The 24,108-nt window shown below is 67.8% G+C and carries 21 protein-coding genes and 4 pseudogenes; 20 read left to right on the top strand and 5 right to left on the bottom strand.

From position 1 onward, the window contains the following. Positions 1-4: 4 nt before the first annotated feature. On the bottom strand, positions 5-358 hold the full coding sequence (locus tag RPIT_RS11525) for a DUF5997 family protein (protein ID WP_077343383.1): 354 nt from the start codon (positions 356-358) through the stop codon (positions 5-7). Positions 359-467: 109 nt separating this feature from the next. Between RPIT_RS11525 and RPIT_RS11520 the strand changes: the two genes are divergently transcribed. Both RPIT_RS11520 and RPIT_RS11515 read left to right on the top strand, forming a co-directional pair. After that, positions 468-1,124, top strand: coding sequence for a LysR substrate-binding domain-containing protein (locus RPIT_RS11520; RefSeq protein WP_226996262.1), 657 nt, complete (start codon positions 468-470; stop codon positions 1,122-1,124). Positions 1,125-1,255: 131 nt separating this feature from the next. Then, entirely contained in the window at positions 1,256-2,458 is a 1,203-nt protein-coding gene (locus tag RPIT_RS11515; protein WP_077343380.1) for an ATP-grasp domain-containing protein, read from the top strand. On the opposite strand, the gene murJ is transcribed toward RPIT_RS11515, so the two are convergent. Further along, positions 2,376-3,932 carry a murein biosynthesis integral membrane protein MurJ gene (murJ, locus tag RPIT_RS11510; protein ID WP_077343377.1) on the bottom strand — a complete coding sequence of 519 codons (1,557 nt, stop codon included), beginning with the start codon at positions 3,930-3,932 and terminating at the stop codon, positions 2,376-2,378. The two genes, RPIT_RS11515 and murJ, sit on opposite strands and share 83 nt — an antisense overlap. A 93-nt stretch (positions 3,933-4,025) precedes the next feature. Between murJ and RPIT_RS11505 the strand changes: the two genes are divergently transcribed. The 10 genes from RPIT_RS11505 to fbaA all read left to right on the top strand — a co-directional run bounded on the left by RPIT_RS11505 (position 4,026) and on the right by fbaA (position 12,871). After that, the gene (locus RPIT_RS11505; protein WP_077343375.1) at positions 4,026-4,709 is read left to right on the top strand and encodes a sortase; all 684 of its coding nucleotides are present in this window, start codon (positions 4,026-4,028) and stop codon (positions 4,707-4,709) included. Next, on the top strand, positions 4,706-5,245 hold the full coding sequence (gene pyrE / locus RPIT_RS11500; RefSeq protein ID WP_077343372.1) for an orotate phosphoribosyltransferase: 540 nt from the start codon (positions 4,706-4,708) through the stop codon (positions 5,243-5,245). Before RPIT_RS11505 ends, pyrE begins: the two co-directional genes overlap by 4 nt. A gap of 141 nt (positions 5,246-5,386) precedes the next feature. Beyond that, positions 5,387-6,169 carry a LemA family protein gene (locus tag RPIT_RS11495; RefSeq protein ID WP_077343369.1) on the top strand — a complete coding sequence of 261 codons (783 nt, stop codon included), beginning with the start codon at positions 5,387-5,389 and terminating at the stop codon, positions 6,167-6,169. 159 nt (positions 6,170-6,328) lie between these two features. Continuing rightward, positions 6,329-6,871, top strand: a complete 543-nt coding sequence (locus RPIT_RS11490) for a YceI family protein (protein ID WP_077343366.1) — start codon at positions 6,329-6,331, stop codon at positions 6,869-6,871. Between the two features lie 97 nt (positions 6,872-6,968). Beyond that, complete coding sequence (locus RPIT_RS11485; RefSeq protein ID WP_077343364.1) at positions 6,969-7,580, top strand: GyrI-like domain-containing protein; 612 nt, start codon at positions 6,969-6,971, stop codon at positions 7,578-7,580. A 587-nt stretch (positions 7,581-8,167) separates the two neighbouring features. Then, entirely contained in the window at positions 8,168-9,523 is a 1,356-nt protein-coding gene (locus RPIT_RS11480) for a hemolysin family protein (protein ID WP_077343361.1), read from the top strand. Then, positions 9,520-10,587 (top strand): CNNM domain-containing protein, encoded by a 1,068-nt coding sequence (locus RPIT_RS11475; protein WP_218121605.1) that lies wholly within the window; start codon positions 9,520-9,522, stop codon positions 10,585-10,587. Before RPIT_RS11480 ends, RPIT_RS11475 begins: the two co-directional genes overlap by 4 nt. Next, on the top strand, positions 10,584-11,219 hold the full coding sequence (locus tag RPIT_RS11470; protein ID WP_077343358.1) for a TrmH family RNA methyltransferase: 636 nt from the start codon (positions 10,584-10,586) through the stop codon (positions 11,217-11,219). Before RPIT_RS11475 ends, RPIT_RS11470 begins: the two co-directional genes overlap by 4 nt. A gap of 10 nt (positions 11,220-11,229) precedes the next feature. After that, on the top strand, positions 11,230-11,769 hold the full coding sequence (locus tag RPIT_RS11465; RefSeq protein WP_077343355.1) for a hypothetical protein: 540 nt from the start codon (positions 11,230-11,232) through the stop codon (positions 11,767-11,769). A 73-nt stretch (positions 11,770-11,842) separates the two neighbouring features. Next, positions 11,843-12,871 carry a class II fructose-bisphosphate aldolase gene (gene fbaA / locus RPIT_RS11460; RefSeq protein ID WP_077343352.1) on the top strand — a complete coding sequence of 343 codons (1,029 nt, stop codon included), beginning with the start codon at positions 11,843-11,845 and terminating at the stop codon, positions 12,869-12,871. A gap of 581 nt (positions 12,872-13,452) precedes the next feature. On the opposite strand, the gene RPIT_RS11455 is transcribed toward fbaA, so the two are convergent. Then, positions 13,453-16,158 carry a helix-turn-helix transcriptional regulator gene (locus tag RPIT_RS11455; protein ID WP_077343349.1) on the bottom strand — a complete coding sequence of 902 codons (2,706 nt, stop codon included), beginning with the start codon at positions 16,156-16,158 and terminating at the stop codon, positions 13,453-13,455. A 156-nt stretch (positions 16,159-16,314) separates the two neighbouring features. On the opposite strand from RPIT_RS11455, the pseudogene RPIT_RS11450 reads away from it, so the two are divergent. Beyond that, positions 16,315-16,644, top strand: a pseudogene (locus RPIT_RS11450) (transposase); the annotation flags it as partial. Between the two features lie 193 nt (positions 16,645-16,837). Here RPIT_RS11450 and RPIT_RS11445 read toward each other — a convergent pair. Beyond that, positions 16,838-17,272, bottom strand: coding sequence for a hypothetical protein (locus RPIT_RS11445; protein ID WP_077343343.1), 435 nt, complete (start codon positions 17,270-17,272; stop codon positions 16,838-16,840). 367 nt (positions 17,273-17,639) lie between these two features. Between RPIT_RS11445 and RPIT_RS11440 the strand changes: the two genes are divergently transcribed. Then, the gene (locus tag RPIT_RS11440; RefSeq protein ID WP_077343340.1) at positions 17,640-17,864 is read left to right on the top strand and encodes a hypothetical protein; all 225 of its coding nucleotides are present in this window, start codon (positions 17,640-17,642) and stop codon (positions 17,862-17,864) included. Between the two features lie 34 nt (positions 17,865-17,898). Here RPIT_RS11440 and RPIT_RS16170 read toward each other — a convergent pair. Then, a pseudogene (locus RPIT_RS16170) lies at positions 17,899-18,153 on the bottom strand (IS1634 family transposase); the annotation flags it as partial. Positions 18,154-18,191: 38 nt separating this feature from the next. On the opposite strand from RPIT_RS16170, the pseudogene RPIT_RS11430 reads away from it, so the two are divergent. The 6 genes and pseudogenes from RPIT_RS11430 to RPIT_RS11405 form a co-directional block, all read left to right on the top strand. Further along, positions 18,192-18,455, top strand: a pseudogene (locus RPIT_RS11430) (ISL3 family transposase); the annotation flags it as partial. Between the two features lie 794 nt (positions 18,456-19,249). Beyond that, positions 19,250-19,762: a SigE family RNA polymerase sigma factor gene (locus RPIT_RS11425; protein WP_077342173.1), complete on the top strand. Its 513-nt coding sequence runs from the start codon at positions 19,250-19,252 to the stop codon at positions 19,760-19,762. Then, positions 19,759-20,919, top strand: coding sequence for a hypothetical protein (locus RPIT_RS11415; protein WP_093665149.1), 1,161 nt, complete (start codon positions 19,759-19,761; stop codon positions 20,917-20,919). The genes RPIT_RS11425 and RPIT_RS11415 overlap by 4 nt, the downstream gene beginning before the upstream one ends. A gap of 347 nt (positions 20,920-21,266) precedes the next feature. Next, a pseudogene (locus tag RPIT_RS15060) lies at positions 21,267-21,407 on the top strand (ISL3 family transposase); the annotation flags it as partial. A 167-nt stretch (positions 21,408-21,574) separates the two neighbouring features. Then, the gene (locus RPIT_RS11410; RefSeq protein ID WP_077343334.1) at positions 21,575-23,092 is read left to right on the top strand and encodes a sugar ABC transporter ATP-binding protein; all 1,518 of its coding nucleotides are present in this window, start codon (positions 21,575-21,577) and stop codon (positions 23,090-23,092) included. Next, on the top strand, positions 23,089-24,093 hold the full coding sequence (locus tag RPIT_RS11405) for an ABC transporter permease (RefSeq protein WP_226996261.1): 1,005 nt from the start codon (positions 23,089-23,091) through the stop codon (positions 24,091-24,093). The genes RPIT_RS11410 and RPIT_RS11405 overlap by 4 nt, the downstream gene beginning before the upstream one ends. Positions 24,094-24,108 lie beyond the last annotated feature (15 nt).

Genomic DNA, 24,108 nt, shown 5'->3' with positions numbered 1-24,108 from the left:
TGGCTCAACGCTCCTGGCGCAGCCGCGCCTCCTCCTTCAGCACCTTCTGATGGGTCTCGCGCTCGCGCACCAGCCAGTCCGGGGGGTCGGCGAGCAGTTCGCCGATCTCGTCGGCGGTGAGCGCCTCCGTGACGCCAGCCCGGGCGAGCCCCGACCTCGAGACTCCGAGCTTCTGGGCGACGACGTCGCGGGGGAAGGGCCCGTTGCGGCGAAGCTCGATCAGCCAGGCCGGGGGATTGTCGCGGAGCTCGTCCAACTCGTCTCGGGTGAGCGAGGCGGTGCGGAACTCCTCGGGCGCGGCGGGCAGGTAGATGCCCAGCTTGGCGGCGGCCGTGGCCGGCTTCAGGGTTTGGCTCATGCCCCGAGCATAGAGCGCGAATCCTTAGCGTGGATCCAGGCTTAGGTGCCGGCCCATCGAGGCGACTCGTGACGCTCCCCACGCGTAGGCGTGGAGTAGCCTCGGCGTCGTGACCGATCGCCAGCCACCAGCACCAAACGTGCTCCGCGTCGGCTTCGTGCCCGGGGTCACCCTCACCAAATGGCGCCGTATCTGGGCCGAAAGGTTCCGCCAGCCGCTCGAGGTGGTCGAGGTGGAGCAGGACAACCAGCGTCGGGCCCTGCTGAGCGACGACGTCGACATGTGCTTCGTGCGCCTCCCCGTCGATAGGGAGGGTCTGCACGTCATCCCCCTCTATGACGAGCAGCCGGTGCTCTGGCTGAGCAAGGACCACCTGCTGGCCGCGCTCGACGAAGTGACCGCCGACGACCTCGCCGACGTCCGCGTCATCCACGACTCCCAGCCCGAGAGCATCGAGTTGGCCGCCTACTCGGCGGCCGTCCTTCGAGTGCCGATGTCGATCGCCCGCACTGGTAGCCGCAGGGACATGCTGTATCTCCCGGTCGTCGACGCCGAGCCCACCACGATCGGGCTGGCGTGGCTGACGGACAACCCCAACCCGCTGATCGAGGAGTTCATCGGAGTGGTGCGGGGGCGCACGGTCAACAGCACCCGCACGACGCAGGCCCGTGGCGGGGTCGAGAGCCCGCAGCGGCCGCGGAAGAACCCCGCTCCGGGAGGGCCAGCCTCCAAGACGCGGGGCGCCAAGCGTCCCCGGCGTCGGTAGTGGGGCGGTGCGCCCCACCCGCGCGTCGCGACTCAGGGAGCCTCTGCGATCGCGCATGCGCTTGTCAACCGCATGCATAGGTCAGCGCGTCGGGCAGCGGAAGTGCCCGCCACCCGCTGTAGCCTGACCTCATGAAGAGGCTCCGCGCGCTGGTGCTCAGCACAGAGCGCAGCAGGGGCGCGCTCTCGGCCGTCCGGTCGCTCAGGCAATCCGGCTGGACTGTCGGCGTCGGTACCCCGACGGCGCACGGCATGCTCTCGGCCTCCCGAGCGGTATCGGCGGCCCACCTCGTGCCGAAGCCCCGCGGCCAGGCCCGCGATTTCGTCGCCGCCACCAACCAGGCCATCGCGGCTGGTGGCTACGACGTCTTGTTCGGCGGCACCGACGACTTCATGGCCGCACTGTCCGCCTACCGCGGCGACCTCGACGCGGCGGTGGCCCACCCCGACTATCCGGCGGTCCGGAGCGCGCTGGACAAACTCGAACTCACCCGGCTGGCTGGCGAGGTTGGACTCTCGGCACCGCGGACCCACGCGGCCACCGACGACCTGCGTCGATCGTGGCGTGGCGCCGTCGTCGTCAAGTGCCGGTCGCACTGGACCCCGGGGCGCACCAAGGCGCACCGGATCGAGACCAAGCTGTATCCAGACATGGACTCCGCCTGGCCGCGCATCGAACACATCCGCGCCGCCGGCGAGGAGGCCATCGTGCAGGAGGCGATCGACGGGCGGCTCAGCGCGCTCATCGGTGTCTACCGCGACGGACGCCTGGACGCGCGCGTTCAGCAGGAAGCCTCAGCTGTGTGGCCGATCCCCAGTGGAGTGTCGACCCGGGCCGTGACGGTCCCCGTCGACGCAGACCTGGCTCGACGCAGCGAGGCGCTCCTCGAGCGGCTCGGCTGGTCAGGGCTCGTCGAACTCCAGTTCCTCACCGGCGCAGACGGTCTGCCCAGGCTCATCGACCTCAACGGGCGCTTCTTCGGGTCCATGTCGCTGACCAACGCCGCGCGGCCGGGCGTGCCCGACCTCTGGGGGCGCTGGACCCTCGGTGGACCGGTCGATCCTCTGTCGGATGCCCCGCCCGGGCATCGCTACACATGGCTGGCGGGTGACCTCCGCCGCGCCAGGGTCGAACGCAGGGGTGGCCTGGCCAGGGACCTTCTCGGCACCCTGCGGTGGGCCTCTTCCGCGACGGACAGCGTCCTCAGCGTCCGTGACCTGCCACCGGCGTTGCAGCTGGTGACCGACCGGTTCACCCGCGAGGACGCCGTCGACCCCGGCGCACCTGCCGAAGTGCGTCACGGAACACGGCTAGCTCCGGGCTGCGCAACATAACCAGACCGGCCGCGTAGACCCCCACCACCGCAAGGCCGATGGCAAGGGCACTGACGAGCGCCGGCAGGTCGTCGGTCACGTGCCGTGCTGCCCACCCGGCCCCGCTCGACGCCACCGCCAGGCCTGTCGCCCGACCGAGAAGCCCGGCGGCGGGGCGGAGCGCCACGCCGTCGTGCCGTCGACGGAGCAACCAGGTGTTGAGCACCGCGGCCGCGCCGACCGAGATCGACGTGGCGAGCGCGATCCCCGCGGCCCCCATCACAGGGGCGAGCAGCAGGTCTCCCGCCAGATTGAGCACCATCGCGAAGACCCCGATGGTCACCGGGGTGCGGGAGTCGCCGACGGCGTACGACGCGCGGACCATCAACAGCCGGATGCTCAGGGCCAGGAGGGCGGGCACGTACCAGACCATCGCGTCCGCGGTCTGGGCCACGGCGTCGCTGTCGAACGCTCCGTACCCGAAGACGATGGCGACGGCAGGCTTGGCGGCGATGATCAGCACGACGCTGATCGGCGTCAGCACCGTGATGATCAGCGCGAGCCCCCGCCCGACCAGGCGCCGGACCTCGGCGCGGTCCTTGGCCGCCGCCCCGAGCGCGGGGTAGAGGGGGACCAGCAGGGAGGCGACCAGGAGGGTCTGCGGCAGGTCGATCAGCCGCCACGCGTAGGACAGGGCGGTGATGGTGCCGTCGGCCAACGTCGACCCGACGGCGCGGTCGACCATCGTGTTGACGTTGCCGAGCGCGCTGCCCACCAGCATCGCCGGCATCAGCCGGGCGATCTCCCGGAACCCCGGGTCGGAGACCTCGAGGCGGGGCCGCAGCCTGACCCGGGCGGCGCGCAGGGGGATCAGTTGCAGCAGCAACCGCGCGGCCGACCCGACGACGAACCCGACCGCGAGGGCGGAGATGCCGTACCGGGGGCCGAACAGTCCCGCCGTGGCGATCATCACGATGTTGAACGGGACCCCCTCCAGCGCAGACCAGCCGAAGCGTCCATGGACCTGGGCCAGGCTCGCGAAGAGGTTGGTCCCGGCGACCAAGACCGTCGCGACCAGCAGAATCCGGGTGAGCTGAGCCGTCAGCTCCGCCTGCGGCCCGTCGAATCCCGGAGCGATCGCCGTCGTGACCGGTCCGGCGAAGATGGCCATGAGGATGCCGAGCACGCCCAGCACAAGGACGGTGATGGTAAAGGCCGTGTCGAACCCGCGGTGCCCTGCGCAGCGGTCGGTTTCGCCGGCGGCCTCGCGCGACGTGACCGGCACGGATGAGCGGGCCATGGCACCGGCGACCAGCGCGATGATGATGTTGAGGAGCCCCTGAGCGGCCAGGTACGAGTCGAGCTCCGGGCTGGCGCCGAAGACCGCCGCGATGACGACGTCGCGGACGAACCCCAGGAGCGTGGAGACGAGCGTGAGCGCGGTGACCAGAAGTGCAGCGTTCGCGACGCTCCATCTGCGCTGTGGTGAGCTCATGACGCCTTCGGCTGGGGGACTGAACGTGCGATCCGACCCTACTGGACGGTCGCCTCGCAGTAGAGCTGCCGGGTGTGCGACACAATAGGGCCCGTGAAAGCCAGACGCGCCGCACAGACAGAGGGCATCTCCCCGCTGGCGGTCCTGGGCGCTGTCGTGCTGGTGGTGCTGCTGATCGCCGGTGGCTGGGCGGCCTGGCAGTTCTGGGGGGCCAACCTGGTCGCGGCTGACGACGCGGCCGAGAGCGTGGTGTCGTTGCGCGACGGCTGGTCGGCCTCTCCGGCCGTGCCCGACCCGGACGCCGACCCCGAGGCGCCCCCCGCGGTCAGCCAACCGGCGATGGGCGAGCCGGCGTGGGTGCTGCGGATCCCTCGGTTGAATCTTGAGTGGCCGATCGTCGCGGGCGTCGACGAGGCGGACCTGCGCAACGGCGTCGGCTGGTACCCGTCGACGGCGCTGCCGGGGCAGGCTGGCAACTTCGCCCTGGCCGGGCGGCGCACGACCGAGGGCGCGCCCTTCCGCGATCTGCTGACGCTCGGCGAAGGGGACGAGGTGATCGTCGAGACCAGGGCCGCGGTATTCACCTACACGATCACAGCCGCCCCCGCCGCGTTGACCGTCGCCCGCTCCGAGAGCTGGGTGCTCGACCCCGTGCCAGGCCACACTGACGTCGTGCCCACCCGGGCGCTCATCACCTTGACCACCGAAGAAGACCTTGCGCCGTCCGACGACATCTCCGTCGGGTTCGGCACGCTGACCATGACGGAGACGAAATGACAGATCGCACCGAGCTCATCGAGCACATCAAGCACCTCGCCGTCGTCCACGGCAGGGTGACCCTGGCCTCGGGCAAGGAGGCGGATTACTACGTGGACATGCGCCGCGTCACCCTCGACGGCGCGGCGTCACCGCTCGTCGGACGGGTGATGAACGACCTGGTCTCCGACCTGGAGTTCGACGCCGTCGGGGGGCTCACCCTGGGCGCAGACCCGGTGGCGACCGCGATGCTGCACGCACGTGCCGCGGCGGGCGGCCGGCTGGACGCTTTCGTCGTGCGCAAGCAGAGCAAGGCACACGGGCTGCAGCGCCAGATCGAAGGCACCGAGGTGTCGGGCCGTCGCGTGCTGGTGGTCGAGGATACGTCCACGACGGGCGGGTCCGCCCTGACCGCCGTCGAGGCGGTGCGCGAAGCCGGGGGAGAGGTGGTCGCGGTCGCTGTGGTGGTGGATCGAGGCACCGGCGCGGCCGAGCGTATTGCTGAGGCAGGGCTCGAGTACCGCTACGCCGTCGGATTGGCTGACCTGGGGTTGTAGACGCGGGGGTCCAACGACCCTCTCGTGCCCGCCCGTCGGCAGATCGTAGGAGATGCCCGCCGAGCAGGAAATATGTGGCGGCGAACAGGCTTGTTCGATCGTCGCTGCGCTACCGTGAGTCTCGACCGATAGGAGACTTCCATGCCCCCATGGCTGATTGTGATCATCGTCCTGCTCGTCATCGCTCTCGCGGTGGTCGGCTGGGGCGTCGCCACCTACAACGGCTTCGTGCGCAGCCGTAACCTCATCCAGGAGTCCTGGCGGCAGATCGACGTGGAGTTGAACCGTCGCTACGAGCTGATCCCCAACCTGGTCGAGACCGTCCGCGGCTACGCGGCCCACGAGCGGAACACCCTTGAGCAGATCACGGCGCTGCGCAACAACGCCAGGGCGCTCGCCGGGCAGTCCGGCGGCCAGCCCACCGAGCAGCGCGCCGCCGTCGAGCAGGAGCTGACGCAGGCGGTGCACAACCTGCTGGTGTCAGTGGAGGCCTACCCGGATCTGAAGTCCAACACGAACTTCATCGAGCTGCAGCGCGAGCTGACCGATACCGAGGACCGGATCGCGGCCGCCCGCCGGTTCTACAACGCCAACGTGCGCGACTACAACACGCGCATCGAGTCGGTGCCCAGCAACGTGATCGCGAACTTCGCCAACTTCGAGAAGGCGACGTACTTCGAGGTCAACGATCCGATGGTTCGCCAGGCCCCCGACGTCAACTTCGGGGAGATCTCGCAGCGCCCCGCGGGGGCCCCTGAGCAGCAGCAGATCGACGCCCCCCGTCAGGGCGAGTTCCAGCAGCCGTACCAGGCGCCGCAGCAGCAGCCGGCGCCGCAGCAGCAGCCGGCACCGCAGCAGCAGCCGGCCACCCCTCCCCAGCAGCAGAATCAGCAGGGCGGCTACCAGCCGCCGTTCACCAGCTGAGCGCTCTGCCGAACCCGTAGAGACCCGCCCTCCCCCGGGGCGGGTCTCTACTCGTTTCGGGGCACGCCGTCGTTGCCCGCGCGATCGGGCAGGGGATAGTTGACACTTCAATCATTCTTGGGTAGTGTTGATTTCAACAACCCGGAAAGGACCCCGCTCATGCAGCTCAACGAACTCAACGGCACCTACGTGCTCGACCCCACCCACACCACCCTCTCCTTCGTGACCCGCCACGCCATGGTCACCAAGGTTCGCGGCTCCTTCGAGGAGTTCGAGGGGCAGGCCGTCATCGACGCCGCCAACCCGCAGGCCACCACCCTCGAGGTGAAGATCAACCCGGCCTCGGTCAACACCCGCAACGAGGACCGCGACAACCACGTGCGCTCCGCCGACTTCTTCGACGTCGAGAAGTACCCGACCTGGACCTTCGTCGGCACCAGCTACGCCGTTCAGGGCGACACCGTCGAGGTGACGGGCGACCTGACCATCAAGGACATCACGCGCTCGATCACCATCCCGCTCGAGTACCAGGGCTCGGCCAAGGACCCCTTCGGCAACGACCGGGTGGGCTTCGAGGGCTCGGTGCAGGTGAACCGCTCCGACTTCGGCCTCACCTGGAACGCCGCGCTGGAGACCGGCGGCTTCCTCGTCTCCGACAAGATCACGCTCGAGTTCGAGATCTCGGCCATCAAGCAGGCCTGATCCCTCAAGCAGCGTCAGCGCCCCGGCCCCAACGGCCGGGGCGCTGTCTCTTTCCCCGGGGGACGGGAGGTGCGACGATGGCCTCGAGAGGTGTGCGATGAAGTTCGACGTCAAGAAGGACCGCAAGGATCTCTACCAGCCGCGGGCGGGCGAGATCGTCGAGGCCGACGTGCCGCTCATGCGGTTCCTTGCGATCGACGGCCACGGCGACCCCAACTCGGCGCCGGCCTACGAAAGCGGGCTACAAGCCCTCTATTCCACCGCCTACGCGATCAAATTCGCCTTCCGGGATCGCACGGGCGACGACTTCGTCGTCGGGCCGCTGGAAGGTCTCTGGTACGCCGACGACCCGGCGGTCTTCGCGTCCGGCGAGAAGAGCGAGTGGAAGTGGACCATCATGCTGCCTCTCCCCGACGCCGTCGTCGACGCGGACGCCACCGCCGGGTTCGGGTCGGCCGCTGCGAAGAAGCCGGACCTGCCGATCGCGGAGCTGCGGATCCAGGAGTTGCGGGAGGGGCGTTGCCTCCAGGTCATGCACACAGGCGCCTACGCCGACGAGGGACCGGTCATCGCGCGCCTCCACGCTCGGATGGAGGCAGCGGGTCTTACCTGGAACGGCCCTCACCACGAGATCTACCTGAGTGACCCTCGTCGCGTAGCCCCGGACAAGCTGAGGACGGTCCTGCGGCAGCCTGTTCGTCCCGTGTGAGCCCCGAGCCGGTCGACGGCACGCCAACGGGCAGCACGGAACGCCAACGGGCAGGGGATAACGCCAACGGGCAGCACGGAACGCCAACGGGCAGGGGATAACGCCAACGGGCAGCACGCAACGCCAACCGGCAGGGGAGAACGCCAACCGGCAGGGGATAACGCCAACCGGGAAACGATGATGCCCGCGAGACTCAGCGACGCCCGCGATATCTCAGGGGCGTCCCTGGGTCTTGTCGGCATTAGGTCTTGTCAGTTGGCGTTGGGGCTATCCGCTGGCGTTACTGGCTGTCCGCTGGCGTCGACGCCTCTCAGCTGGCGAGAACTCGTCAGCGTCGGCGTTCACGTGTCTTCCGTTGGCGTTCGGGCAGAACGGGCAAGCGATCTCATGGTCTTCCTTGGCGTCGAAGGTTCGTTGCGGACCCGATGCGTCAGTCAGCACGTTCCGTGCCCGCCCTGGCCCGGAGGATCCAGGGAGCAGAGAGCAGCGCGAATGCTCAGAACTCTTGATCCGTCCGGCATACTTTCGTCCATGACTAACGCCACTACGGAGGGTTCCAAACGCACGCGTCTCGGGGGTAGACCCCGATGACGCCCGTCGTATCTCTGCTTGTCGGAATCGTGGTGGTGCTCGGTATCACCGCAGCCACCGGCTACTTCGTAGCCCAGGAGTTCGCCTACATGGCCGTCGACCGGTCCCAGCTCGGGAGCCGGGCGAAGGCCGGTGACAAGAAGGCCTCCAACACTCTGGAGATCACCCGCCGCACCTCGTTCATGCTGTCCGGGGCCCAGCTCGGCATCACCGTCACCGGCCTGCTGGTCGGCTACGTCGCCGAGCCGCTCATCGGCCAGGCCATCGGCTCGCTCATCTCCGGCGGGGCTCTCACGGCCGTGTCCGTGGCGATCGGCGGGTTCATCGCGATCGCCCTGTCGACCATCATCCAGATGCTGTTCGGCGAGCTCTTCCCCAAGAACTACGCGATCGCGCGCTCGGCGCGGGTGGCCGACGCCCTCACGCCGTCGACGAGGTTGTACCTCAAGCTCTTCGGACCGCTGATCTGGGTCTTCGACAGGTCCGCCGAGCTGCTGCTCCGGGCTCTCAAGATCGAGCCCGTCCACGACGTCGAGTCCGCGGCCTCGGCGGACGACCTCGAACGCGTCGTCGCCGCCTCCCGCGACTCGGGCACGCTCTCCCCGGAACTCGCCGCCATCGTCGATCGCGTCATTGACTTTCCGCGGCGCGATGCCGAGCACGCCATGGTGCCGCGGGTGCAGGTCGACGTGGTCCACGACGACACGCCGATCGGCGAGGTCCGCACCCTGATGGCCACGGGCCACACCCGTTACCCGGTGCTCGACGAGCGCGGCGACGCCATCGGACTCGTGCAGATGGTCGACGTCCTGGACCGGCCGGTCAACGACCCGGCGCCGGTCAGCGCCATCATGCGCGACGCCGTACGCGTCTCGGAGTTCACCGACCTCCCGACGACCGAACAGTTGCTCCGCCAGTCCGGACAGGAGTTGGCCTGCGTGGTCGACGAGTTCGGGTCCTTCGTCGGGATCGTCACGCTGGAGGACCTTGCGGAGGAGATCGTCGGGGAACTGACCGACGAGCACGACCCCGACGACCCCGGCTATCTCCCTCAGGAGGGCGACGGCATCTGGGTCATGCCCGGCGACGTGCACGTCGACGAGGTGGAGCGGGCCATCGGCTTGAAGCTGCCGCAGGGAGACTACGAGACGATCGCCGGGCTGGTCATCCACGCCGTCGGTGACCTGCCCGACGTCGGCGCCGTCATCGACCTGACCCTGGAGCCGAACGTGGCCCAGCTCGCCCTGGACGACGACGCGCCTTCGCGGCACGTCGAGATCGAAGTCCTGGCTGTCGAGCGGCACGTGCCCTCACGGGTCCGGGTCAGCCTCCCCGAAGGAGACAACGCGTGATTCCGCTCGCCATGGGCGGCCTTGCCGTCACTGCCTGGACCGTCATCATCATCGCGCTCAGCGCCTTCTTCGTTGCCGTCGAGTTCGCCCTCATGGCCGCCAAGCAGCACCGCCTGGAGGAGCGAGCCACCACCGCCGCGGGGCGGGCGGCGCTCAAGAACTCCCACGAGCTCACCCTGCTGCTGGCCGGGTCCCAGCTGGGGATCACCGTGTGCACGCTGGCGTTGGGAGCCATCACCAAGCCGGCGGTCCACCACGCGATCACCCCGTGGCTGGAGCGACTGGGGCTCCCGCTGGGTGTGGCCGACGTGGTCAGCTTCGTGCTGGCGCTCATCGTCGTCACCTTCCTCCACCTCGTGGTCGGAGAGATGGCGCCGAAGTCGTGGGCCATCGCCCACCCGGAGGACTCGTCGGTGCTGCTGGCCATCCCGATGCGGATGTTCATGTTCCTGGCGCGCCCGGTGCTCAAAGCGATGAACGCCTCGGCCAACTGGCTGGTCCGGAAGGCCGGAGCCACCCCAGTGGACGGTCTGTCCGCCAGCCAGGACGCCGCCGGGCTGCGGCAGTTGGTCGAGCACTCCGCCAACGTCGGGGCCCTCGACGTGCGCTACCGCGCCTCGCTCACCTCGGTGCTGACGCTTCGCGACCAGAAGGTTCGCGATCTGCTGCCTGAGGGCCAGGAACTCGCGGCCGTCGGGCCCGATGGGACGCTTGCCGATGTGCAGTCGGTGACCCGCCAGCACGGGCACCTGCGCGTGCTCGTGCGGGACGGCGGCACCACCGTCGGCGTCGTGCACGTCCGCGACACGCTGAGCGAACCGGACCTCTCGCGCCCGGCCGTCGAATTGGCCCGACCGCCGGTCTTCGTGCCCGCCGAGCGCGGACTGGCCGCAGTGCTGGCGGAGATCCGCCAGGCCCGCACGCAGATCGCGGTGGTGACCGATGGCGATCGGGAGATCGGTGTCATCACGCTGGCGGACGTGCTGCCTGGGCTCATGCCGTCGGCGATCGTCGAGACGGGGCTGACCGCCACGGCGCCTGAAGTGGCACCGGGGCGGGTGTGAGCGAGGACCCTACGGCGCCGACGGTCGGGGTGGGTCCGCACCCCCTCCCGTGGCCGACCGGTGACCACCTCGACCCTGAGCTGCTGGCTGAGGGCGACCGCCGAAACGTCGTCGACAGGTACCGCTACTGGAAGCTCGAGGCCATCGTCGACGATCTGGACCGGACGCGGGTACCCCTGCACGTGGCGATTCAGAACTGGGAGCACGACTTCAACATCGGATCGATGGTCCGCACGGCCAACGCGTTCAATGTGGCGGCCGTGCACATAGTCGGAAAGAAGAGGTGGAACCGGCGCGGCGCCATGGTGACGGACCGTTACCTCCACGTCGTCCATCACGACGACGAGGCCAGTTTGTTCGAGCATCTGGAGCGCCTCGGCGTGACGCCCGTGGGAGTCGACAACTTTGAGGGCTCGGTCCCACTCGAGGCCGAGCGGTTGCCGGAGCGGTGCTGCCTGATCTTCGGTTCGGAGGGGCCCGGCCTGACCGACGATATGGTCGCCGGGTGCGACCGCCTGGTCGCCATCACCCAGCGCGGTTCCACCCGGTCGATGAACGCCGGCGCGGCCGCAGCGATCGCCATGTACCACTGGTCGCTGCAGCACACCGGCGCGAGCGTGCCCGAGCGCTAGAGTGACGCCCATGCAGTCAGAGCGATTTGCGGTGGGCCTCACCCCGCTGCCGACAGCGGCGCGGGTCACCCGCCAGCGAAGCGCACTGCGGATGCGAATCCTCAGCACCGTGATCTCGATGGCGCTCCTCGTTGCGATCATCTGGTTCCTCGGCCGCGACTGGTCGACGGCGTGGACCGTCGGTTTGGTCATCGCCTGGGTGGCGTCCTCGGCGTTCTGGTTCGTCTTGTCCGTCGTGGGACTGCAGCGGGCGAAGAGGGATCTGGCCAGCATCGATGAAGGGGTGGCGTTCTATCTCGACCCGCAAGGAATCGAGTTCGTGCACCCGACGCCCGCGCGGATCTCCTGGCAGGAGCTGAGCGCGCTCAAGCTGGTCGGTCGCAACTTCGGCGCCGGCCCTTCGATCGTTGCGGAGGCGGGCGGTCGGCGAGTCGCGGGGGTACCCGTGAGCTTCCTCGATGCCAGCCCCGCGGTCATCGACTCAGCCGCACGGGCCTACTCCCTGGGTAGGGCGAACCTGGACACCGCGGCGCTCGACCATCTGCTGTGACCCCGCCCTCCCGCCTCGGGACGTGACCCGATAGGCTTGCCGGGCAAGCTTTCGAAAGAGAAAAGGGGCTCCCATGCCAGTTGCAACTCCTGAGGTCTATGCCGAGATGCTCGACCGCGCCAAGGCAGGCAAGTTCGCCTACCCGGCCATCAACGTCAGCTCTTCGCAGACGCTCCATGCTGCCCTTCAGGGCTTCGCCGAGGCGGGCTCCGACGGCATCCTCCAGGTTTCGACCGGTGGCGCAGAGTACTTCTCCGGCCCGACCATCAAGGACAAGGTAACCGGTGCTGCCGCGTTCGCCGCGTTCGCCCAGGAGGTCGCGAAGAACTACCCGATCACCGTCGCCCTGCACACCGACCACTGCCCGAAGGACAAGCTGGACAGCTTCGTCCGTCCGCTGCTGGCTCTCTCCGAGGAGCGCGTCGCCAAGGGTCAGCTTCCGCTGTTCCAGTCCCACATGTGGGACGGCTCCGCGGTGCCGATGGAGGAGAACCTCCAGATCGCTGACGAGCTCCTCGCCCGTTGCGCGGCTGCCAACATCATCCTCGAGATCGAGGTCGGCGTCGTCGGTGGCGAAGAGGACGGCGTCGCGGCCGAGATCAACGACAAGCTCTACACCACCGTCGAGGACGGCATGCGCACCGTCGAGGTGCTGGGTCTTGGCGAGAAGGGCCGCTACATCACGGCTCTGACCTTCGGCAACGTGCACGGCGTGTACAAGCCGGGCGCTGTCAAGCTCCGTCCCGAGGTCCTCAAGGAGATCCAGGACGCCGTCGGCCAGAAGCACGGCAAGGAGTCGCCGTTCGATCTCGTCTTCCACGGCGGCTCGGGCTCGACAGCGCAGGAGATCTCCGACGCGGTCGACTACGGCGTCATCAAGATGAACATCGACACCGACACGCAGTACGCGTTCACCCGCCCGGTCGTCGAGCACATGTTCCGTAACTACGACGGCGTGCTCAAGATCGACGGCGAGGTCGGCAACAAGAAGATGTACGACCCGCGCGCCTGGGGCAAGGCGGCGGAGGCCGGCATGGCCGCCCGCGTCGTCGAGGCCTGCCAGCAGCTGCGTTCGGCAGGGCAGTCGCTCAGCGCCAAGTGAACTGAGACGTAAAGCCGCGTACGCGGCCGGTTACCGCAAGGTGACCGGCCGCGTTTGCTTTCCCCCCGACGACTACCAGTCTTTGAAGACTGGTAGCTCAGGGGTGGCGCACCGTCGGGTTGGGAAAGGAGAATATGTCCAGAGGTCGATTTCTTGGGGGCCAGCGCTGTGTGCCGCAGCGACTGAGACCTCAGCGTCGTTCCCGGGGCGGTGGTCGAATTGGGCACCCCCAGGGAACGCTTTTTGTGCACCCACAGGTCGAGTGATGCCCTCGTCGCCAGCACTGGTCGCCCAACGCCAACGGGGAGGGGTCAACGCCAACCGCCAACGGGCAGGGGTGAACGCCAACCGACCACGCGAAACGCCAACCGATAGCTCATGACGCCCCCGAGACCCAGAGTCGCCGGTGATATAGCGCGGGCGACGCTGGCTCTCGTCGGCGTTAGGGCTTGCCAGTTGGCGTTTCCGTCTATCCGTTGGCGTTGGGGCTCCTCAGTTGGCGTTTCCGCCTGTCCGTTGGCGTTCGCGCAGGTGGGTTGGCGTTCACCCCTCCTGGTTGGCGTTTCGTGCACCGGAGTGACTCATGGGCTGTGGGACGACAAGGCCTCACGCAGCGAGACGCGGGAGCGGAGGCCGGTCTTGGTCAGTGCGTTGTGCACGTGGTACTCGGCCGTCCGTACCGTGACGAAGAGCCGCTCGGCGATCTCCCGGTTGGAGAGCCCTTCGGCCACGAGCAGCGCGATCTCACGCTCGCGGGTGGTCAGGCGGGACAGTAGAGACGGGCCCGGCTCCGGGTCGGGTGCATCGCCGAGCGCGACGACGTGGGCGTTGAGTCGTTCGGCCCACCGCACAGCGCCGCAGCGGTTGAGCAGCGCGTGCGCAGACCTGAGGTCGGTCAGCAGCGTCCCTGGGGTCCGTCCGGTCCGCCGAGCCAGTGCGGCAGTGTCCTCGGCCAGCAATGCCTGATAGAGGTGCAGGCCGCCGGAGGGGTTCTCGGTCACCTGCCGATCGAGGTGCTGCCGGGCCAAGGTGAAGTGGGCCTCCGCCTCGTCCAGCCTCCCGTCGTGGACGGCCAACAGGCCATCGCAGTGGGCCAGTACGTAGGCGGTGGCGACGGCCTCGTAGGGGGCGCGCGTCGCCAGGGCGCGAGCGTCGACGGCCCGCGCGCGGTGTCCAGCGGCGAGCAGCGAGCCGACCAGCAGGACGACGGTGGGGAACGCGCCGATGTAGCCGATGAGGTCCTGCTCCCAGAGCGGACCCACGAGACGAGCCAGCTCAGGGGTGACGCCCTCCTGGCACACGTGTGCCCAGCTCTCCGTGAACCGGTGGCACGCGTCCGCGAGGCTCACCGTCCGGTCAGGGCGTTGCCAGTCGAGGTAGCGCGCCACGACGTCGGACTCGCCGCGGCAGGCAGGCACCAGCGCCGCGAGCGCGAACGCCTGGTGCCAGTAGGGCTGCTGGAGCATGTCGAGCGTCGTGCCGAGCTGGCGGGACGCCAGCGCGTCCGCCTGATCCCACTCGCCGGCGTTGAACCTGATGAAGATCAGAGCCACCGAGGCCTGCATGTGAAGCATCGGAATCTGGGCTACTCCCGAGGTGAGTGAGGCGACGGCCCTGCCCGTCCGGCCGGCCGCGAATTCCAGGATGCCGAGCATCACGGTTGCGGACGACACCAACAGTTCACTGCCGGGCTGACCGGCCAGGGAGTCACGCATGGCGGCAAGCCCGGGGATCCTGTCCTCCGGGATCAGGGAGGTGTTGAGGAGATGATGGACCGTCATGTCCAGCGCCAAGGCCAGTGCGGTGAGTTCATAGCCGACGAGAGCGGGCGCCTGCTGTGCCTGCTCCCGGAGCGCTGCGACGATCGGATCGAACACGACGGCCGTCTCGGGCGCGGTCTGCATCGCCGCCTGCGCGGTGATGTGGACGGCGGTGTAGGCGAGGATGAGAAGTTCGCGAAGCTCCGTGATGGAGGTGGGGTCGAGGTGCCCGAGCTGCGCTGCTGCTGGACGGAAGACGCCCTTGTCCAGATCGAGTAACGCCAGCGCACAGGCCCGCGTCACCGAGCTCGGCAGGTTGCTGACGTGGGAGGCCAGGTCGCGCAGGCGCGCAATCCGGCCTGACCGGACGATCGACAGGAGGACGTCGTCGAGGAACCGGTCCTCCAGTCGCAGTGCGAGCAGAGACAACCGGTACGCGAGGTCGGGGTCGCCCTGCGCCTGGGCGTCGCGGATCCGGGCATCCAGTTCGCGCGACAGGGTCTCCCGCTCGGCCGGCTCTGTGGCCAAGGTCCGGTGCTCCAGGGCCGCCACTCCATCCAGCACCTGGGCCAGCGCCCGGTGGGTCGCCCGCCGATCGGTCACGGTGGCGCGATCCAGCACCGCCTCCTGGGCCAGGCGGTGCCTGATCCGCAGTCGTCCGGGGATGCTGCGATCGACCAGACCGGTTTCCATGAGGGTCGCGGTGCTGACCTCGGGGAGGCCCAACGCTGCGAGAAGTTCGGCCACCTGGTCCGAGTTGAGCTCGGGGCTCTGCGCGAGTCCGATGAGCGCGTACCGGACCGACGGCGAGGCGCCGTCGAGGGCTCTGGAGGCATGGTGGGAGAGCAGTCCGGCGTCGGGCACTTGAGCAGTGAGGGCCTCAAGCGCACCCGTCAGCCCGCCGGGGTGGCCCTGCGATGGGAGTTGGGCCACGAGAGAGGCGAGGAGGGAGGGGTATCCGCCGGTGCTGGTCATCACCTGCCGCAGGATGTCCCCCTCGATGGGGACGCCGACGCGTGCCCGCAGGAACTGCGCCACCGCCGCCTCCTCCAGCGGTTTCAACCGGTGGATCTGGCCGCGTTCGCCCGAGCTCAGCAGGAGCAACAGCCGCTCGGTGAGAGGGCCCGGATCCGGGCTGCTGGTCAGCACCACCCACACCGGGAGGCGCGCGGAGCGGCGTGCCACCTGCCACAGCGCGCGCTGGGAGTCGGTGTCCATCCAGTGCGCATCGTCGATGAGGAGTCGGGTTGGGCCGGCCGCCTCGAGGGCGCGGAGCAGACTCTGTGCCGGATCCTTGCCGAGAGAGCCGCCCAGTTGTGCTGTCAGGTCAGCGACGGCACCCAGCGGATGGTGTGCGTCGTCGGGGTACAGATCCAGGGTGATCGCATCAGGCCCGATCGCAGTCCGCGCCAGGGCCGACTTGCCGACCCCGTCCGCCCCGACGATCCACGACACCCGCGCTGCTTCGCGGTAGGCGCGCCGCGCCTCCGCCAAGGCACTCAGGTCAGCGTCTCGACCGACGAGCACGGCACCACCTCCTTGCAGGGTGAATCTATCGGCTAGCCTCGTGCTTTCATGACGGTGGGTGGACTGTAGCGGCCTGAGATGGCGAAAGTGCTCCTGACTTGGGATGATGTGACTTGTCTAGAGAAACATCGACCAACAAGAAGGAGCACCTTCGAGGTGAAGAGTACCGGCTCATATCCCAGGGTTCATGTCGATACCGCCAAGGTGACCGCGGTCGGGCAGGCGGGCGGGATCCTGCTGACCGAAACCATCCGCGCGGCCGGCCTGGATCTGGCCCTGTCGGAGGCGATGTCACGGTGGCGGAGACCGTTGGCGATCCACGACCCGGGCAAGATCATCTGTGATCTGGCGGTGTCGCTGGTGCTCGGCGGTGAAGCGTTGAGTGACCTCGCTACCCTGCGCGCGGAACCGGGGGTCTACGGCCCGGTGGCGTCGGACCCGACTGTGTCCCGCCTCATCGCGACCCTGGCCGAGGACGCGGAGGCGCCACTCATCGCCTGACAGCGGAGAACCTCTGTACGGATTCTCGCTCCGCAGCCTCGAAGGGCGCCTGGACGACGGCCCGCGTCGTGAGCCTGAAGTAGGCGGCGTCTCCCAGGCACGTCCCACCCCGGTTCTCCCCAAACGGCGCGGCTGTGCAGTGCATCCTTCTCGGCGCGACTTCGGATTCGCCGCGTCGCTATGCCCGCGCTTTGACCGTGACGGACGCCGAGGCGGCGGGTTTCACACCGAAACGGTGGATGGCGGCAAGCAAGGCGAGCGTCAGCAGTGACGAGGCTGCGCCCCAGTGGGCGTCAGCTAGGTCTTTCGTGTTCCAGAGAGTCAAGCCCACCTCGTAGACGTAGTTCGCGGCGACGATCACCCCGGTGGCCACCGCGAGCTCGCGAATCTTGGCACCCATCACCAGCCTGATCGTGCCATAGACCACGATGACCGCGTACGAGATGAGCACGTTGGACGCGTGACCATAGAACCCGAATACCAGGCCGTCAAAGCCGGCCAGACGCATCTCGGGGTCGACGTAGCCAACGGCTGCCAGTCCGGCGATTCCGAAGACCAGAGAGTAGACGACAAACGCCCAAGGCTTGAGTTCGAAAGTGGCTGTCGACATCATGTAGTCAGTATGCCCCGACAAGCATCACGGTCAGGCTAGGCCTCGATCGTTCATGGCGGAGTGAGCGACGCGTGCTGCAGATAGGCCGGAGTGCCTTCTGACTACGGGATACTTGGACATGCGACTGTTCAAAACCCCTGAAGCGGAAGCTACTCCGTAGGTGAAGCGTACTTCGTGGTCCACCGGTATGTCCGTGACCGGCGATGGCGGCGCGGTGATCGCCCACGCCGGCAGCATCGGCCGTGATCCCGTCCGAGGCGGCGACCCGCGCCAGCGCGTTGCACAGCAGCCAGCCGAGCGCCTTGACGTGTTCCGGTCGTGCACCGTGAGATGAACTGGCAACTCCACCCCGATCGAGGCGGTGATCGTGGACTGGTGCGCCCCGCCTTCCGGCGTCAGCGACACCCCCCGACGGCGTAACGGCGAAGACGAACGAGGCCGCCGGCTCGCGGAGACGGCGCCGTCGGACCTGCTGATCGCCACCGCGATCGCCGAGCGTGACCCCGAGGGCGCCCGGTTCCTGATGATGCGCCACGTGCGCACCACCAGAGAGTGGCTGGAGGGCATCTGGCCGGAGCCTCTTGTCACGTGACCGTCAGACCTGAGTTCCACAACTGAGGCCTGATTTAATGCCCCGCTCGGCGAGGGATCTTGGCGAGGATGGCTTCGGCTTCGGCGGTGAGGCGTGGTTGGGCCTGGATGGGCTGGCCGGCGATGGTGATCGTGACGCTCTGGAGGGGTCGAAGTGTCTGCACGAGGCGCTTGATGCTGACGCCGGTCTGGTCTTGGAGGTGCCGGGCGACCGCGAGCGCAGCGAACACGATGGTGAGGTGGGCCTCGATCGGTTCGCGTTTGCGGTGGAAGACCGGTCTGGTTTGGAGGCTCTTCCCAGATGAGGGTGTAGCGCACGTCGCGCGGAGGGCCGGCACGGCTGCTGGACATGGTCGGAGGACGCTCCAAGCAGGCGTTCAAGACCTGGCTGGCCGACCGCCCGCAGGAGTGGCGCGACGGCGTGGAGGTGGTCGCGATGGACGGCTTCACCGGGTTCAAGACCGCCGCCGTCGAGGAACTGCCCGACGTGGTGACCGTGCTAGATCCCTTCCACGTCACGCGCCTCGCTGGCGAGGCGCTCGATGAGTGCCGACGACGAGTTCAGCAGGCCATCTGTGGGCACCGCGGCCGCGCGGCGGGCGTCTACCGCGTGGTCTTCGAGTACGCAGATGGCAGCCTCAAGGTGCTCGAGGGAGACGCGCAGGCCGAGGGCCCCGTCTGGGCCGGTGAGGCTGAGAAGGTCGGCGGGAGCGACTTCCTCAATCAGGTGCGGGGCCGCTGGCTCGATCAGCGGCTGGCCGTCGGAGGGCCAGATGAAGAGGCGATCATCCACTCGATGGCCTGCCCCGCACCCGACCACTACCTCGTGGCCCACCCCCTCGAGGACGTTCTGGCGGGCTGGATCTGCGACGCCTCCTCCGCCGAGGTCTGGCAGTCGGCGCTGGAGCCGAGCCTCGCCCAGCAGATCGCGGGCGAGATCCGCGACAATTCCACCCCCGTCGACGGCAACCTGCCCATCACCGATGTCTCGGTGTCGCTGATGGTGCCCTGGGGCGAGGCCACCCCCCTTCGCATGCTGACCAACGAGCCCGGCTTCCTCTGGGTCTCCGAGCAGGGGGCCATGCAGTATCAGCCCTCTGCCGACGTGGAGCGGGAGATCGCCAGCCTCCTGAACGCCTGACGACGACGCTGACGCCGGCTCCCCGATCCGCCGGCCGGCCCCACCTCCCTGGGGCCGGCCGGTTTGTGCATCCCGCGCCCCAGCTAGTGGCCGACGGTTAGGGCTCATCGTGAGCAATCAGCCCCAGCGACGGTGTGTCGGCGGGCGGCGCGGCGACGCCGAACCTCGGCCATGGAAGATTGGTGCCAGATCGTGTCAACCAGACCGGCAGCCCGAGGCGTGTTAGAAGGCACAAGGAGGTGTCCATGACTGAGCACCAGGTCGACGAGGCCATCGGATTCGAGCGATTCGTCGCTCGCCGTGGCCGCGATCTCTGGCGCGCAGCCTGGCTGCTGACCAACGACTCGCAACACGCGGAGGATCTGGTGCAGACCGCACTGGCCAAGACGTGGGGTCGTTACGACGCGATCGGCAACGATGCGCAGTTTGAGGCCTACGTCCGCACGACCATCTACCGCACGTTCGTGTCGTGGTGGCGCAAGATGAGCTGGCGCAACGAGCGCCCGAGCGAAACCTTGGCGGATTCGGCCTCAGCTGAGGGCTCGGCCCATCTCAGGATGGATCTCATGCGTGCCCTCGACGAGCTGCCCAGAATGCAGCGCGCGGTGCTGGTCCTGCAGTACTTCGAGGACCTGTCGATCGACGAGATCGCCAAGCAACTCGGCGTCAGCAGCGGGACGGTCAAGACACACTCCAGTCGGGGACGCGCAGCCTTGCGCGATTCCGCCCATCTCATCGAAGCTGGAGTTCTGACATGAATGACAAGCTCTCCGACGCCTTCAAGAGCGTCATCCCCGAGCCGCCGCCGACGACGGGATGGGTCGCCGGCGCCCGCCGCAAGCGGCGCAACACCCGCCTCGCGATCAGCGGAGTGGCGGCCGCCGCCGTCGTAGCCCTGGCGATCCCGGTGGCCCTCAACCTGCCATCCGTCCGCGAGCCGCTCGTGGCCTCCCCGGCGCCCACGCCGAGCGCCACGGCCTCGAGCGAACCCACCCAGACGCCGAGCGTCGCGCCCACCCAGACCTCCTCTCCCGAGCCGACGATCGCGCTGACGGACATCCCGAGTCCTGACCCCGTCGAGAGTCCTGGCGCGCCCAGTGAGCCAGGCCCTACGTTGGAGCCGGCTGGTTCCGATGTGCCCGGATCATGGGCCTGCTACAACGAGGACGGCCGCGCTCCGCTGCTCAACGCGAACACGGGGGAGGACCTTCCCACAGGCGTGGGACGAGCGTTCCTCTGCGGCGACGGACACGAGGGGTTCGGGGTCGTCGGGCCCCTCGACCCGCTGGTGATCGAGCCTGACCGGATCATCGAACTCTTTGAGGCGCAGCCCGAGTACGTGGAGGTCCCGGACTGCGGCTATGAGGCGTCGGACCCCTACCGGATCGTCTTGGAGTACCTGAATGGCGACAAGTGGATCATCAGTGGTTACGGCGAGGAGTGTCAGCCCCTCACTGACGGCACCACCCAGAAGGCCGGGGAGGGCTTCCGTGACAAGGTCGTAGCCCTCTGGCAGGAGCAACGCGCAGCGGTCAGCCCCCCGGCTCCGCCAGCCGCAACCGACGCCCTCAACTGTGCGCCGGCTCAGTACCCGATGATTCCGATGACCCTCGGCGACGCAACTGCGGGGATCTTCTGCTCCCAGCTCGATCAGGAGGATCCCGTCGAGAAGGTCGTGCTCGCACCGGAGCTCGTGGACCGTCTGGTCCAGGCCGCGACCAGCGAGGCGGTGGCCGGGTACCCGGAAGCGGCCCCGGGCGAGGCGTCGGGCACGCTGATCCTGACCAACGGGTGGGGAGACATCTTCCCCGTGATGCGCCACGGAGACCAGTACGCCTATGTGGGTGACTCAGAGATGATGGTCTGGACGCCGCAGGACGAGTTGGCACAGGCGCTTGACAACGCCTTTGGCTGAGAGCCCGTCGCGGAGGAGGCCCCGATTTGACGTTGGCGCGAGGCCCTGACTAAAGAAGGTCGAGCCGCGAAAGCGACAGCCCAAGCCAAAAGCCCTAGCCAAATGGGGTTTGCGGCGGCTATACAACTCAATCAGCCAGTCAGAGCGATTTGACCGGCCGAGACGAGATGCTGACACCTCGTGTCACTAGGGGCGGGGGTTTGCCCTGGTCAGGTGCCTTTGGGGGCTCTTCCCAGATGAGGGTGTAGCGCAACGTCGCGCGGCGGGTCGGCGCGTCGGTGGCCGGATAGAGGTCGAGGTCTCCCGAGGATGAGAGCTCCTACACACTCAGCCCGAAAGACCTCGACGTGCACGACGCTACCGTCGGCGGGCGCGCTGATGCGTTCGCCAGCCCCGATTTGACTGCCTTCTGCCGCCTCGACGAACTCGGCTTCGTTGTCACCGGGCAGCGACTCGAGCCGGATCGTGCCGTATTGGCCTGCCAGTTATCGAGGCTAGCCCTGACGAATGCCGTCCGGGTTCGGCCGATGGCAGTGATTCGTCACAGTTCGGTAACGAGGGGTTCCGTCGCAGCCGAACGTGAGATAGCGTTAACATCTGTGTCGAGATAAGCGCGAGGAAGCGTTCTCGACGCGGCCAGTACGAAGGAGTACGCGTGACCAAGCTGTTAGAGCTGAAGAACGTCTCGAAGACGTTCCCCGGCGTCAAGGCGCTGCAGAACGTGCACCTGGACCTCAACGCCGGCGAGGTGCTGGGGCTGTGCGGCGAGAACGGCGCAGGCAAGTCCACCCTCATGAAGGTGCTCACCGGCATCTACAAACCGGACCCCGGTGCGGAGATCTGGTTGCAGGGCGAAAAGGTCCAGGTGCGAGACGTCAACCACGCCCGCGACCTGGGTCTGTCGATCATCCACCAGGAACTCAACATGGTGCCCGACCTCACGGTCGCGCAGAACCTCTACCTCGGCCGGCCCGGCAGCCACAAGGCCGGATGGGTCAACGACGCCCAGATGAACCGTGACGCGGGCGAGCTGTTCGACAAGCTTGGCATGTCGGTCGATCCGAAGGCCCGGATCGGGGATCTGTCCGTGGCCCGGCAGCAGATGGTGGAGATCGCCAGGGCGCTGTCCTACAACTCACGGATCCTCGTCATGGACGAGCCGACCGCGGCCCTCACCATCGCCGAGACCGAGGCCCTGTTCGGCATGATCCGTGACTTCGTCACCCCCGAGACCGGCCTCATCTACATCTCCCACCGCATGCCGGAGATCGAGGAGATCACCGACCGCGTCTCGGTCCTGCGTGACGGCCAGTACGTCGGCACCGTCACCACCGACGAGGTGGAGATGCGCGAGATCATCTCGATGATGGTCGGCCGCGAGGTGTCGGGCGACGCACGGCCGCGCAACAAGGTGACCTCCGACGAGATCGTCCTCAGCGTGCGTGACCTCAACACCAAGAAGCTGCTGCACGACATCAACTTCGACGTCCGGCGGGGCGAGATCCTCGGGTTCGCCGGCCTCATGGGGGCGGGGCGCACGGAGGTGGCCCGGTGCGTCTTCGGGGCTGACCCCCGCACGAGCGGCGAGATCCACGTCAACGGCAAGAAAGTGGACATCCGTACCGCCGCCGACGGCGTCCGCGCCGGAATCGGCTACCTCTCGGAGGACCGCAAGACCTTCGGCCTCCTGCTGGATCAGGACATCAAGGCCAACACCGTCATGGCGGCGATGAAGGACTTCAACATCGGAGGGTTCATCCTCGATAACAAGATCCGCACGGTGGGCACCGAGTACTCCGACAGGCTCCGCGTAAAGACCCCGTCGGTCAACCAGCTGCTCGGGAAACTGTCCGGCGGCAACCAGCAGAAGGTGGTTATCGCCAAATGGCTGGTCCGCAACTGTGACGTGCTGATCTTCGACGAACCGACCCGCGGCATCGACGTCGGGGCGAAAGAGGAGATCTACGCCCTGCTCGAGCAACTGTGCGAGCAGGGCAAAGGCATCGTGATGATCTCCTCCGAGCTGCCCGAGGTGCTCCGGATGAGCCATCGGATCGCCGTCATGGCCCATGGCCGCATCACCGGCATCCTCGAGAACGAGGACGCCACCCAGGAAAACATCATGGAGCTTGCCACGGTCGGCAAAGCCCAGCTGAATGGAGAAGTAGCGTGAGCACCACCACCCAGCCCACCCCGGTCGGTGAGCAGTCGTCGATGTCGCGGATTCTGCGCTCATCGATCCAGCAGGTGTTCGTCTTCGCGGCGCTCATCCTCATCTACATCTTCTTCATGATCTTCGCTCCCAACTTCGCGCAGCCGACGATCGCACTGGACATCGTCCAGCAGTCGGCCTACGTCGGCGTCATGGCACTGGGAGCGACGTTCGTCATCGCGACGGGCGGCATCGACCTGTCCGTGGGCACGGGCATGACCTTCGCCGCCGTCATGGCAGGCGTCTTCCTCTCGGGAGACTGGATGAACCTCCCATTGGCCGCAGGTCTCCTCCTCACGCTCCTGGTCGGTGCCGTTGTCGGACTCATCAACGGGCTGAACATCTCCTACCTCGGTCTGCCGCCGTTCATCGCCACCCTGGCGATGATGATGGTGGCGCGTGGCCTGGCCCTCGTCATCTCGGACAAGTCGACGATCAGCATCAAGAACTCCGGATACATCTGGCTCGCCTCGGGCGAGCTCATCCCCGGCGTCAAGAACGCCATCTTGATCTTCATCATCATGGCGATCATCGCTGCGGTACTTCTCAACAAGACGCTGCTCGGTCGCTACGCGCTGGCCATCGGCTCCAATGAGGAGGCCACCCGTCTGTCGGGCGTCAACGTCAAGTTCTGGAAGACGATGGTCTACATCGCCGCCGGCGTCTTCATGGCGCTCGGTGCCATCCTCTACTCGGCCCGCTTCGGCTTCGTCCAGCCGGCCGAGGGAGTGGGCTTCGAGCTCAACGTCATCGCCGCCGTCGTGATCGGCGGCACCTCGCTCTCCGGCGGCCGGGCCAACATCATCGGCACGGTTGTCGGCGCCCTCATCATGGAGACCCTCCGCAAGGGTCTCCAGATGATGGGCATCGCCCAGGAATGGCAGCTGGTCGTCACCGGCATCGTCGTCCTGATCGCCGTGTTCGTCGACATTGTCCGCCGCAAGCGCCAATCCACCGTCTAACCGCCACCACCCACA

The sequence above is a fragment of the Tessaracoccus flavus genome, assembly GCF_001997295.1.
Taxonomy (GTDB): Bacteria; Actinomycetota; Actinomycetes; order Propionibacteriales; family Propionibacteriaceae; genus Arachnia; species Arachnia flava.
The sequence above is the reverse complement of the archived record's forward strand: the minus strand, read 5'-3'. Positions and strand labels throughout refer to the sequence as shown.